This is a genomic window from Pseudoalteromonas sp. MMG010, from assembly GCF_018100905.1.
Lineage (GTDB): Bacteria > Pseudomonadota > Gammaproteobacteria > Enterobacterales > Alteromonadaceae > Pseudoalteromonas.
This window is the reverse complement of sequence record NZ_JAGJEG010000009.1, coordinates 83,888-96,763: the sequence shown is the minus strand read 5'-3', so window position 1 is coordinate 96,763 and position 12,876 is coordinate 83,888. Positions and strand designations below refer to the sequence as shown.

Sequence of the window (12,876 nt, the reverse complement as noted above, 5' to 3'; positions counted from 1 at the left end):
CAGTATTTTGCAATAAAATCTTTATAAATCATTGTGTTACAATTGGTTTTGATTCTCATTTAAGTTTGCATTAATGGTTGGTTTTTAAACTGTTTTTTATTTGTATTAGCATATTTATATAAGCTAAATCCATTTATGGCGTTTAAACCAAAAGTAAAAACCACTAATAACAAAAAAGCTTAACGATAAAACGATTAATAACCATAAAAACTGTACCACTGGACCGGCGAATGAACCTGTATGAAATTTGTATTTAAAGTTCCAAACCTGAGTACTAAAGTTTGCTTTACTGGCATCGTACGTGCTGATGACTTCTGCTGTATAAGGATTGACCGACACCCAACTATACGCCATTACTTCTCCAGGGTTTTTTACTCTTAAACGCAGTGGGTCTTGATCTGTTTTAGGCATATATACTCGATATAACTGTGCATCAGTAAATGCATTTAATCCATTGGCTATAGCTAAGCTCAATTGAGGTGTTACATTGTTGCCTCTATTTATCTTTGGATCTTTTGGTCGTGACTCGACTTTGTTAAAAGTGACAAACTCAACAACCGATTGAGTGGGGCCTTTCCAATTAAATGTCATACCTGTAAAAGCGATTAATAATAGAGGGATAAAAAAGTACACGCCCAGTACGGTATGTAATTGATACAATAATACCCGTATTTTAGCTTTAGGTTTTATTGCCAGACGTTTAATACGATTTTTGGGTTTTACCCAAATATAAAAACCTACTAGCACGTTTATTATTAATAATAAGGCACACGTTGAAACCCAGTTTCGAAGTATCTTTTTACCCTCACTATTTTCATATAATAACCAACGATGTAAGCCTAAAGTAAAGCCATACAGTGTTTTATAGTATTCATAATTATGGATAATATTTCCTGTGTAGGGGTCAACATTTACATATCGCTTATTCGCTAAGCTAAACTGCCATGCTAAAGAAGTGTCTTCTTCGGGCATGTAACGCACAATTTTTTGTTGTGTTTGTTGCTCTACATGATTAATTAACTGACCATGATCGAGTACTTGACCTTGTGCAGACACAAGCCATTTTTCAGGTTGTATAAAGTGCTGAATATCTTTTGCGTATATTAAAAATGAACCAGATAAACTTAAAATAAGTAAAAATAAGCCACTTATTAATGTTAAAAATAAATGCGCTCTACGTAACCACAGTTTTAGCAAAATCAATCCAGTTTAATTATAATGTTTAACCTTATAGTAAATGATAATAAGTGTTTTTTTCAATTAAATATAAATGTCGCTGTAAATTTAATACTTAATGTTTGTTAAGTTAATGGGTTTGTTAAGATTTAATTTGTTTATTTACTTTGATTTTACATTTATAGTGTTGTTATAGGCTATTACAATTTAACGCTTTCCAGGCAATAATATGATTAAAGCAGTGCATAAATGGCAACGATTTAATAGTCGTTTATCAATTCGTAGCAAGTTTATTGTAACATTTTTATTGGTTGCGTTAGTTCCCCTTTGTTTTTTAACTTGGTTTAGTTTTTTACAGCTTAATAACTCATTAGCGCAACAACAAAACAATGATCTAAAAGAGTTAAACTTACTTGGAAAGCATTTTACTGAAAATTGGGTACACGACTCTGTTAATAATTTAGATTTTTTAATCAAACAGTTATCTCAAGGTTACGAACCTGAACCGCTATTAACACATTTCGAAGAAACATATCACTTTGTAGACAACCTAGAAATTTTAACGATTGACGCTCATTCGGCTATTAAGTTTAAGTCGGCGTTTTATACTCAATTCGGTGCTCAATTTGATAACGTGCTGCAGGGAAATACACATAGTGAGTTAACTCTTTTTTGCGCCCATGGTTTTGATGCAAAAGAATACCACTTTATTGCGTTACCTTTATTAAAAAATGAACAGGTCAATGGGGCGACCCAACAGGTTTTAATCGCTAAACTTAACTTAAATGTGCTTTTAAACACATTATCAAATATAAACAGCACTAATGCTGAAACCTCCTTTTATATTAGCCATCATAATAAATTACAAAACTCACAAGATGATACCGCAATAGCTGCGGCCATTAATGATTTAGTAAACATTAGAAAAAGCGTTGAAATAAGCGAAGGTGAGGGTTTAAGCCGAGTTTTATTTGCAGATGAATTAACTTTTTTTGGCCAAACTGGGTGGCAACTAATCGTTGCTAAGCCAAGTAAAACTTTATGGCAACAAAATGCCCTATTTAAACAAATTGCAATATATACCGATGCTGCTGTTTTATTGCTTATATTATGTGCGTCATGGTGGTTTGGTCGGCGTTTATCACGCCCATTAATTCGGTTGTCATCAGCAATTGAGGGATTAAATAAAGGCCAAAATATTACTATTCCAGTACTTAATGAAAGTCAGGAGTTAACAAGTTTATCGGGTGGTTTACAGCAATTAATCGCGATTAATACTGAACAAAAACTTGAGAATAAATCGCAGCAACAAGCATTACAGACAGCCCTTAATCAACTCTCTGAACAAAAAAGTGTATTAGATGAACATGCCATTGTCACTATCACCGACCTAGACGGTATTATTACGTATGTAAATAGTAAGTTTTGTGAAATTAGTGGTTATGATGCAAATGAGTTATTAGGTAAAAATCATCGACTTTTAAATTCAGGTACGCACTCACGCGCGTTTTTTGAAAAAATGTATGCCACTTTAGCAAAGGGTGAGGTGTGGCGAGGTCAAATATGCAATAAAGCAAAACACGGGGGAAGTTATTGGGTAGACACCACAATTGCTCCTTTTACTAATCAACAAGGTAAAGTACAAAGTTATATTGCGATTAGAACGGATATTACGCTACATAAAATACAAGAATTTGATCTTGAACAACATAAAACGCATTTACAGCTTGTCATAGATAGTACCGCGGTTGGTATTTGGGATTGGCATATTGACTCTGGAAGGGTGGTATATAATAACCGTTGGGCCGAAATAGTCGGTTATACCCTGCAAGAGCTGGAGCCTACCTCGATAGACACTTGGTACAATCTTGTCCATCCAAATGATTTAGCGGTTTCTGAAGAACGTTTACAAGCGCACTTTGCTGGTGAAACAACTTACTACGTGTGCGAAGTTAGAATGAAGCACAAAGATGGGCACTGGGTATGGATATTAGACACTGCTAAGGTTGTAAAATGGAATAAAGGCGGTAAACCAAGCCGCATGATTGGCACGCATTTAGATATTACCGAACGCAAGGAAATTGAAGCAAAGCTAAAAAGTAGTCATGATCGCTTCGCATCGTTAGTAGACAATATTCCAGGTGTTATTTATCGCTGCAAATACGATGAAAACTGGACCACGCTTTATATTAGTGAACAAGTGAAAGTGATGACCGGCTATAGTGTTGGCGATTTCTTTGATAGTAACGTTATTAGCTTTACAAAGTTATTACACCCTGAAGATGCCAAGGTGTATGCGCAACAAGTCCATCAAGCAATAGGTAATCGAAGTGCGTGGTCTTGTGACTATAGGTTGGTATCTAAAGATGGCAAAACACACTGGATAAACGAAAGAGGCCAAGCAACATACGATGACAATGGTGAAGTTTTATATTTAGATGGCTTTATGTTGGACATCACAGAGCATTATCAAAATCAGTTGCAAATCATTCGCCAACAAAATTTACTCGAATCTATGAGTAAACAAGGTCAAATAGGAGCCTGGGAAATTGATCTTGAAACCAATACCCTTTATTGGTCAGATGTAGTGAAAGCGATTCACGAGGTACCCAACGATTATGAACCTGATTTAAATACAGCCATTAATTTTTATAAAGAAGGAGAACACAGAGAACGTATTACCGAAATATTTGGTAATGCGGTGACAAGTGGCGGAACTTGGAGTACCGAACTCATAATTATTACTGCAAAGGGCAAAGAGCGTTGGGTTAAATCATTAGGTGAAGCACAGTTTAAACAGGGTAAATGCATTAGAGTTTTTGGTTCATTTCAAAGCATAGATACACGAAAACGCCTAGAGCTGGAAAGTGAAAAGGCAAATCAATATAATAAAAGTTTAGCTAGTTTAACGGTATCACCGGCGGCACAAGGGACAAACACGGTCGAATTAAAACAACTTGCAGTTGAATCTATGTCTAAGGTTCTTAATTGTGAGCGATGTTCGCTATGGATGTTTAACGAAACTAAAGATGTTTTACACTGTGAGTTTTTGTATTTAAAAGGGCAAGGTTTTGTGTCCAATGATGCGCAGTTAGCCAAAACAGATTACCCAACTTACTATGAAGCTTTACTAAAGCGCAATCTATTAGCTATTAATGATGTCAATACCGATCCTACTGCGGTTGATTTTATTCAAAATTACACCACTCCCTTAAACATTAAATCGATGCTTGAAGCGGTCATCACCACCGGGGATGGCAACTTAGGTTTATTGTGTGCTGAAGTTGTCGGGGATTACCGATATTGGTCGGTTAATGAAGAAAACTATTTACGCTCACTTGCAATATTAATTGGTAGCTCGTTGGCCTCTCAGTTACGCAAACAAACAGCTGAAGAACTTAAAATAGCGTTAGTGCAATCAAATCAAGCGGCTGTAGCAAAAAGTCAGTTTTTAGCGACGATGAGCCATGAGATCCGAACTCCAATGAATGGTGTACTGGGGATGCTAGAGCTTATCGAATTAGAAGAGTTAGCCAAACCAATCGAAACTAAAGTTGCCATTGCTAAAAGTAGTGCCCATTCTTTATTGGGGGTGATAAACGATATTCTTGACTTTTCAAAGGCGGAAGCAGGTAAAGTTGAACTCGAAGTTATAAGCTTTAATGCTAAAGATTTAATTGGTGAAGTAGCCGCAGCACAAGCGTTATCTGCTCAAGGTAAAGGAGTAGAAATTATTTTAGATGTGGTGGCTTTAGAGCCTTTTTGGTTAAAAGGCGATCCCGGTAGAATTAGACAAGTCCTGACTAATTTATTAAGTAACGCCGTTAAGTTTACCAGCTCAGGTGAAGTATTGATCACGGCTTCAATATCAACACACCCACATGGACTGGAATTAACGATTGCTGTGAAGGATTCAGGCATTGGTATTAGTAAAGAAAAACAAGAACAGTTATTTACCCCTTTTTCGCAGGTGGATGCTTCAACGACCAGAGAATACGGAGGAACAGGTTTAGGTTTAGCGATTTGTAAGCAATTATGTGAGTTAATGAATGGCAGTATTAAATTAACAAGTGAACCCCATGTTGGCAGTGAGTTTACAGCCACTATGATAGTCTCTAAAGGGGAGGCTATTACGCATTCGGTAAGCAAAATAGATATAACCAATTTATGTGTTTTGGTGGTTGATGATAATGAAACAAATCGCATTGTTATATCACAGCAATTAGGGCACTGGGGAGCAAAAGTAGAACTTGCCGAAAATGCAGAGCAAGCTTTATTGATGTGTGCTAACAAAGTAGCAAACCACGAACGGCTTTACGATATAGCCGTATTAGATATGCAGATGCCAGATATGGATGGGATTGAACTATGCCGTATTTTAAAAACACACGATCATTATAAGCAGATCCCTTTAGTTATGATGACCAGCATTGCCGGAATGGAAGGAGCACAACGTTTTTCTAATATTGGCTTTCAAGCTTATTTTCCAAAACCGGTGACCACCGCCGATTTAATATCAGCCTTATCAGTGATAACAAATAAAGATGATGCACAAACACTTCCTTTAGTGACATCAAGTTTTATATCGTCATTGAAAAATCCGTACGAAACAGTGAAAACTACGCAACAAATATTATTGGTTGAAGATAATCTGATTAACCAACAAGTGTCTACTTTAATGCTTAAAAAACTTAATTTTAATATTACATTAGCTGAAAATGGTCAAAAAGCGATAGACATTTTATTAACACAACCCGAAGGCTTTTTTGATGTGGTATTAATGGATTGTCAAATGCCGGTTATGGATGGATTTGATGCCACTTCAGCTATTCGTAGCGGTGTTGCAGGAGAGGTACATAAAACGATAAAAATAATTGCTTTAACAGCGAATGCAATGCAAGAGGACAGAGAGCGCTGTATTAACGCAGGCATGGATGATTATTTAAGTAAGCCGCTGCAATTAGATATGCTAAAAATGATGTTAAGCAAACATGTGTAAACTTTAAATGCAAATCTAAATGAAATTTATTTGCATTTAGATTTTATGTAGGTTAAGTTGATTTATCTTTTGTACATATGCAGAACAATGATGAATACAATTGAACACCATACTTCCTTGCAATTAGATTATTTAGAAAATGCACTAGCGCCTTGGCAAACAAGTATCATGCAAGGTAATAGTGCATTTGAACAAGGTAAACTTTTACCCGCTCGCGATAGTTATTTTATTGCAAAAAACCTTGCCGCCCATTTATTACAGCAGTTTTTACATTCTCCTTTAAATGATGATGTAACGCGTGCGATAGAGCATTGCATTCCTGCTTTAGTGGTCGCCAGTCATAACTTAGCTGATACATATATTGCACTTCAGCAAGTCGAAAAAGCCTGCCATTGTTTATGTGAAATACATAATACTGTTTTGTCTTTAATGCAAAACGAGCATTTTTATGTGCGTCAAATTAGTCAGTATCATAATGTAAAAACATCGTCGGAGCTGATGTTATTTGCAAAGCGCTATGCGGTGCTACCTGAAATAATTGATAAGATAAACAATTGTTTAGGAGCACAAAGCACACCTTCTGGTTTACTTCATTAAATAGAGGAAATACGATGGCATTTACGCTACCCAAACTTAATTATAATTACGATGCCCTTGAGCCGCATATCGATGCAAAAACGATGGAAATTCATCATAGCTTGCATCACCAAACATATATAAATAAGGCTAATGCAGGATTAGAATCAAGCGAATATAACGAGCAAGATGCTGAAAAATTATTACGCTGTATTAAATCCTTACCGCAAAGTTTACAGCCTGTAGTACAAGAATGTGTAGGAGGGCATGCAAATCACTCGTTGTTTTGGCAAGTGATGAGTCCAAATGGTGGAGGTAAACCTTCGGGTGTATTAGCCCAAGCCATAGAGCAACAATTGGGAGGATTTGATACTTTTAAAGAATTATTTACTCAAGCTGCGGTGAGTCGCTTTGGGAGTGGCTGGGCTTGGCTTTGTGTGACACCAGAAAAGCAATTAGTAGTAGAAAGTAGTTTAAATCAAGATAGTCCACTGATGAATGCTAATACCCCTATTTTAGCGTTAGATGTTTGGGAGCATGCATATTATTTAAAGTACCAAAATCGTCGACCCGAATATATAGCCGCCTTTTACAATGTAATTAATTGGCCTGAAGTAGAAAAGAGATATTTAACCGCCATAGGTTAAGTGCCGAATTTGGCTAGCATACATTGTAATTTAGGTTAAGCTACAGCTACATATTAATTAATTTAGTATAAGTATGAACTTAGCACTATGGCAGGCGGCGCGACAAAGTCGAGACCCACGATTTGATGGGTTATTTTTTATTGCTGTAAAAACAACGGGAATTTATTGTCGCCCCATTTGCCCTGCACCGACGGCACTTGAAAAAAACGTTAGTTACTTTCAATTTGCACATAGTGCTGCTCAGCAAGGTTATCGGCCATGTATCCGGTGTCGACCTGATAGCGCACCCGGCAGCGCTGCTTGGCAAGGAACAAAAACGACAGCATTGCGAGCTAAACAGCTTATTGATGTAGAGCAGATTTCTGATTGTGAACAATTAGCGACTCGGTTGGGGATTAGTAGCCGTTATTTAAGACGTTTGTTTTTGCAGCATTTTGGTGTGTCGGTGACACAATATAGAGTTTTTAATCAATGCCATTTTGCTAAAAAACTCATTCAAGAAACCCACTTACCTTTATCACACATTGCCTTTGCTGCAGGCTTTAATAGCATTCGTCGTTTTAATGATGCTTTTAGCCAGCACTTAAATATGTCTCCTTCTAAATTGAGAAAAAACAATAACAAAGCCCAAGAAACATTAACGCTTAGTCTAGGTTTTAGACCTCCGTATAATTGGCATGCTTTACAGCGTTTTTTAGCAAAGCGATTAGTAGAACCTATTGAGTGGCTAGGGGATAATCATTATGGCCGTACATTTACTTATCTTTCTTGCAAAGGGGCATTTAATGCCGTTTACATTAAGGAAAAAAACCAGTTTAAAGTGAATCTAACGATTGATAATACGCAATATTTACAGCCCGTTATTGCTCAGATAAGAAGGGTACTTGATTTAGATGCCGATATTAGCAGTATTGAGCAGCATTTAGAAAAGAATATTAACGGTGCGTTTAAGCTTACAAATGGGCTGCGCTTGCCAGGTATTTGGAGTCATTTTGAAGCCGGAATACGGGCCATACTTGGCCAGCAAGTGAGTGTGACAGCAGCGCATAAATTAGTAACCCAATTGGTTAATGAGTTAGGCGAAATACATGGTGATAATGTGTATTTTCCTAGCGCAGAAAATGTAGCAAATAGTGATCTTTCATTTTTTAAAATGCCTCAATCCCGTAAAAACGCTTTACATAACTTAGCTGAGTATTGCGCTAATAATCCAATGTGTACTGATTTAGATAATTGGCTTGCGCTTAAAGGAATAGGTCCGTGGACCATTAATTATGCCAAACTTAGAGGACAAAGTGATCCTGATATTTTATTAGCAGGTGATTTAGGTGTAAAAAAAGCACAAGCCTTAGTGGGTCATTTTAATGAGAAAAAATGTGCCCCGTTTCGTTCGTATTTAACTTTTCAACTTTGGCAACAATTATGATTATACAAACAAAAATAGCATCACCCATTGGCGATATTGTTATTCAGGCAAGTGAAAACGGGGTAACTTACGTTGGCTTTTACCCTACTATAATTACAACCGAAATCGCATTAGCATCCACTAAAAATGAGCATATTATTAATTGTGCACAGCAGCTTAATGAGTATTTTGATCATCAACGACGAGAGTTTAATGTGGTATTAGATGTACAAGGGACTGAATTTCAGCAGCGTGTTTGGCAAACATTGAGCCAATTACCTTATGGGACCACACAAAGTTATAGTTATATCGCCCAACAACTTAATAACCCAAAAGCGGTTAGGGCGGTTGGGGCGGCAAATGGTAAAAACCCAATCAGTATCATCGTGCCTTGTCATCGTATAATCGGCATGAATAAAACATTAACGGGGTACGCTGGTGGACTTGATAGAAAAAAATGGTTACTAAGGCATGAAGGAATGACTCTTTAAATAGGGGGCTTAATAACAAGGAAGTACAAATACTGTTCAATTATTAAAACTACAACTATGCTGTAACAATGGTTTATTAAAGTAAAGTAACTATGCGATATTTTAGTTTTAAATACATTATGTTAGTCAGTATCTTGTTTTTATATATAGTGCCAAGTTATGCAAAGCCTACGGTAATTAAATTTTGTTATGAAGATAAACATGTTCCCCCAATGTATGCCGGCGAAGGGCTTGTTATTCCTACTCAAAATCCCGGTGCGTCAATTGAGATACTACGTAAATTAGATGCTAGTTTTAACGATATGACCATTGAATATATTCGCGCCCCTTGGCGGCGCTGCTTAGCCGATTTAAAAAATAATAAAGTACACAGTATTATTGCTACATATCGGGCTGCACGAAAAGATTTTGCCGTTTACCCTACACTTAATAATCGCATCAATGAGCGGGGGGCTATTAGTCGATTTGGTATGTGTTTAGTTGGAGAGAGCTCTTTTCGTAACGCATTTGTTAACTCAAAACCGAATAACAAAAAGTTTAGTGTGGCGATTCCTTTTGCTTATGGGGTAAATCATCGCATTGATAAAACCCAGTTTACAATCTACAACACGCTTTCAAATAAGCACTCATATACTTTACTAGAAAAAGGGGTTGTTGATGCCAGTTTAGATATTTGCCAAATTAATGGAGAAAATGTAGCGGGCTACCCATTTCATAGCAAGGTGTCGCAGATATACCCCCCCTTACACATAAATGATGGATATGTAGTTTTTTCGCTCGCCTTTTATAAGCAAAATGAAACGTTAACAAATAAAATTTGGCAATGGTTTGAACATAATGACACTGTACCGACGTATTTAAAATACATGGCTAATTTAACGTATTAAATAGTGCTATCAAATTGGTATTCTACTCACTTTACGGTAGCATAAGCGCTCTAATAAAGTGAAGGCACAATAATAATGGCACAATTATATTTTTATTACTCTGCAATGAATGCGGGTAAATCTACCACCTTGCTGCAATCGGCATTTAATTATAGAGAAAGAGGCATGGAGCCGGTTATTTTAACGGCAGCAATTGATGACAGAGCAGGGGTAGGAAAAGTGTCATCTCGTATTGGCTTACAAGCCGATGCACATATTTTTGATGCCAACGAAAATGTATATTCACTTATTGAATCGTTAAATAACGAGCAAAAACGCCATTGTGTTTTAGTTGATGAATGTCAATTTTTATCAAAAGATCAAGTGATGCAGTTAACTGATGTCGTGGATGAATTGGGTATACCGGTACTGTGTTATGGCTTGCGTAATGACTTTAGAGGTGAACTATTTACCGGTTCGCAATATTTATTAGCCTGGGCAGATAAGCTTATAGAGCTTAAAACAGTATGCCATTGTGGCCGTAAAGCTAATCATGTGCTTCGTACCGATAGCGAAGGCAATGCCATTGCTGATGGTAATCAAGTTGAAATTGGCGGCAACGATCGTTATGTGTCGGTTTGCCGCAAGCATTATAAAGAAGCATTAAATATTACAAGAATGTAATCGATATGGGTGTGTATGGCTAGGTGAAGGCTCTACACACTTCCTCTCTTGTTGTTTTATCAAAATAACTCCAAGCAATAAAGCGACTTATTTTTTGCCCTTGTGCCATATCTATTATTTTATATTCAGCTATCGGTGCTTTTTTTAACTGTTTAATTAATACATCTAGCGAATCTTTCTTTGATACCAACGATGTAAACCACAATGCTTGCTCAGCAAATGCTTCACTTTCTTGTATCATGTTTGTAATAAACTTCACTTCTCCCCCTTCGCACCATAGCTCGTTACTTTTGCCCGAAAAGTTAAGCGTTGTGGCTGACTGGCCTTTTGCTAGATTTTTCCATTTTCTGGCCGTTCCTTTTTGTGCATCGTTTGCACTGGCATGAAATGGCGGATTACATAAGGTTAAATGAAAAAAGTCACGGGGTTTGATAATTGAATTAAAAAGTTGCGCTGAATTAGGTTGATGCTTTACGGCTACGTTTAAACGATTAAATTGCGCAATTTGTTTAGCTATTTTTACCGAAGCAATATCAATATCGCTTCCTGTAAAGTGCCATTGATATTCAAATGAGCCTGTTAATGGGTAAACTAAGTTTGCACCTGTACCAATGTCGAGTACTTTTACCTGGCCGCCGGTAGGGATTACAGCATTATTATCTTCACTAAGTAAATCTGCTAAGTAGTGAATATAATCAACACGCCCGGGGATTGGTGGGCACAAATTGTGATCAGGTATATCCCAAAATGAAATATTATAGTGTGCTTTTAATAGCGCCTGATTAAGGGTTTTAACCGCCTTGTTATTGCTAAAGTCTATGCTATCAGTTCCCGCAGGGGTTTTAACTATAAAAGCACTTAATGTAGGCTCTGCAGCAATTAACTGCTCGAAGTGATAGCCTTGATTATGTTGATTGCGAGGATGAAGTTTTTTGCTACCAGTGGGTTTCATAGTATTTAATTAACAATAACAATTTAGCGCTATTGTAACAAAAGCTGTAAAGAATGCGTATTCTTTTACTTTTTCAATAAACTACTGGTAGGATGAGTTAAGGTGACAATAAAGGAATAGCCATGACAATTAATCAACACTCACATTTTATTGAGCTTACATCGGGTGAAACGCTGCATTTGCGCTGTATAACATCGAGGAAAAAATCAACGTTAGGCGTAGTATTTTTATTACATGGTGCTGTAGAAAATGGAAAAATTTTTTATACGCATAGCAACAAAGGATTAGCCCCATTTTTAGCTGAACAAGGATATCGTTGTTATGTTGCTGATTTACGAGGGCGAGGCGAAAGCAAGCCGGCAATTACGAAAGGTGATTTACACGGCCAAAGTGAAGCAATTACTCACGATATACCCGCATTTATTCACAAAATTAATGCATTAGAAGGAAAGTTTCCTGATTATTGGGTCGCCCATTCTTGGGGAGGTGTTCTGATGAATAGTGTATTGGCTCGTTTTCCTGAGTATATAAATACAGTAAAAGCATGTGCTTATTTTGGTAGTAAACGCGCTTTGTATAACAACCACCCTTATAAGTTTTTACAAGCGAATGTAATTTGGTACACCTTAGCCCCGGTTATTGCAAAAGTGTGTGGTTATTTACCTGCCAAAAAGCTTAGATGGGGCAGTGATAATGAAAGCACAAAGTCACATTGGCAAAGTATGCAGTGGGCTAAACAAAATGCATGGATTGATAGTGATGACGGATTTAACTATGGCCAAGCATTAACCAAGGTATCCTTAGCGCCTATTTTACATATTGCAGCAGTAAACGATAAAGCGTTGGCGCAGCCGATCGATATTAAAAAGTTTATAGAGGAATCCGGTGTTGGAGTGCAAAAAATGCAAATATATGGGCGTAAATTTGGGCATAGTCATGATTACGATCATATTACAATGTTAACTCATCCTCAGGCGAGAAAAGAGCAATTTTGTGACGTGTTGCAATGGTTTAACTATTATGGCGATAACAAAAGTAATCATAGCGCTTAAATTATTCTAACTGACATAACAAAAAAGG

10 protein-coding genes are annotated in these 12,876 nt (G+C 36.9%); 8 read left to right on the top strand and 2 right to left on the bottom strand.

Annotated elements, in window-relative coordinates; translation table 11 throughout:
• Positions 1 to 123 precede the first annotated feature (123 nt).
• The gene (locus tag J8L70_RS10900) at positions 124 to 1,197 is read right to left on the bottom strand and encodes a PepSY-associated TM helix domain-containing protein (protein WP_211055613.1); all 1,074 of its coding nucleotides are present in this window, start codon (positions 1,195 to 1,197) and stop codon (positions 124 to 126) included.
• A gap of 208 nt (positions 1,198 to 1,405) precedes the next feature.
• Here J8L70_RS10900 and J8L70_RS10895 point away from each other — a divergent pair, with 208 nt between their 5' ends.
• The 7 genes from J8L70_RS10895 to J8L70_RS10865 all read left to right on the top strand — a co-directional run bounded on the left by J8L70_RS10895 (position 1,406) and on the right by J8L70_RS10865 (position 10,844).
• Positions 1,406 to 6,175, top strand: a complete 4,770-nt coding sequence (locus J8L70_RS10895) for a PAS domain-containing protein (protein WP_211055612.1) — start codon at positions 1,406 to 1,408, stop codon at positions 6,173 to 6,175.
• An 87-nt stretch (positions 6,176 to 6,262) separates the two neighbouring features.
• Positions 6,263 to 6,772, top strand: a complete 510-nt coding sequence (locus J8L70_RS10890) for a hypothetical protein (protein WP_247664783.1) — start codon at positions 6,263 to 6,265, stop codon at positions 6,770 to 6,772.
• A gap of 14 nt (positions 6,773 to 6,786) precedes the next feature.
• A complete protein-coding gene (locus tag J8L70_RS10885; protein WP_211055611.1) occupies positions 6,787 to 7,398 on the top strand; it encodes a superoxide dismutase in 612 nt (203 codons plus the stop codon).
• A gap of 73 nt (positions 7,399 to 7,471) precedes the next feature.
• The gene (locus J8L70_RS10880) at positions 7,472 to 8,824 is read left to right on the top strand and encodes an AlkA N-terminal domain-containing protein (protein ID WP_211055610.1); all 1,353 of its coding nucleotides are present in this window, start codon (positions 7,472 to 7,474) and stop codon (positions 8,822 to 8,824) included.
• On the top strand, positions 8,821 to 9,294 hold the full coding sequence (locus tag J8L70_RS10875) for a methylated-DNA--[protein]-cysteine S-methyltransferase (RefSeq protein ID WP_211055609.1): 474 nt from the start codon (positions 8,821 to 8,823) through the stop codon (positions 9,292 to 9,294). Before J8L70_RS10880 ends, J8L70_RS10875 begins: the two co-directional genes overlap by 4 nt.
• Before the next feature lie 92 nt (positions 9,295 to 9,386).
• On the top strand, positions 9,387 to 10,181 hold the full coding sequence (locus tag J8L70_RS10870; RefSeq protein WP_211055608.1) for an amino acid ABC transporter substrate-binding protein: 795 nt from the start codon (positions 9,387 to 9,389) through the stop codon (positions 10,179 to 10,181).
• A 75-nt stretch (positions 10,182 to 10,256) separates the two neighbouring features.
• Positions 10,257 to 10,844: a thymidine kinase gene (locus tag J8L70_RS10865; protein WP_211055607.1), complete on the top strand. Its 588-nt coding sequence runs from the start codon at positions 10,257 to 10,259 to the stop codon at positions 10,842 to 10,844.
• A 19-nt stretch (positions 10,845 to 10,863) separates the two neighbouring features.
• Here J8L70_RS10865 and rlmF read toward each other — a convergent pair whose 3' ends face one another.
• Complete coding sequence (rlmF, locus tag J8L70_RS10860; protein ID WP_211055606.1) at positions 10,864 to 11,796, bottom strand: 23S rRNA (adenine(1618)-N(6))-methyltransferase RlmF; 933 nt, start codon at positions 11,794 to 11,796, stop codon at positions 10,864 to 10,866.
• A 122-nt stretch (positions 11,797 to 11,918) separates the two neighbouring features.
• Here rlmF and J8L70_RS10855 point away from each other — a divergent pair, with 122 nt between their 5' ends.
• The gene (locus J8L70_RS10855) at positions 11,919 to 12,848 is read left to right on the top strand and encodes an alpha/beta fold hydrolase (protein ID WP_211055605.1); all 930 of its coding nucleotides are present in this window, start codon (positions 11,919 to 11,921) and stop codon (positions 12,846 to 12,848) included.
• Positions 12,849 to 12,876: the final 28 nt, after the last annotated feature.

Bases quoted from the DNA above. Each gene is read 5' to 3' on its own strand.
- J8L70_RS10895 (WP_211055612.1), top strand. From the start codon at position 1,406: ATGATTAAAGCAGTGCATAAATGGCAACGATTTAATAGTCGTTTATCA.
- J8L70_RS10890 (WP_247664783.1), top strand. From the start codon at position 6,263: ATGATGAATACAATTGAACACCATACTTCCTTGCAATTAGATTATTTA.
- J8L70_RS10885 (WP_211055611.1), top strand. From the start codon at position 6,787: ATGGCATTTACGCTACCCAAACTTAATTATAATTACGATGCCCTTGAG.
- J8L70_RS10880 (WP_211055610.1), top strand. From the start codon at position 7,472: ATGAACTTAGCACTATGGCAGGCGGCGCGACAAAGTCGAGACCCACGA.
- J8L70_RS10875 (WP_211055609.1), top strand. From the start codon at position 8,821: ATGATTATACAAACAAAAATAGCATCACCCATTGGCGATATTGTTATT.
- J8L70_RS10870 (WP_211055608.1), top strand. From the start codon at position 9,387: ATGCGATATTTTAGTTTTAAATACATTATGTTAGTCAGTATCTTGTTT.
- J8L70_RS10865 (WP_211055607.1), top strand. From the start codon at position 10,257: ATGGCACAATTATATTTTTATTACTCTGCAATGAATGCGGGTAAATCT.
- rlmF (WP_211055606.1), bottom strand. From the start codon at position 11,796: ATGAAACCCACTGGTAGCAAAAAACTTCATCCTCGCAATCAACATAAT.
- J8L70_RS10855 (WP_211055605.1), top strand. From the start codon at position 11,919: ATGACAATTAATCAACACTCACATTTTATTGAGCTTACATCGGGTGAA.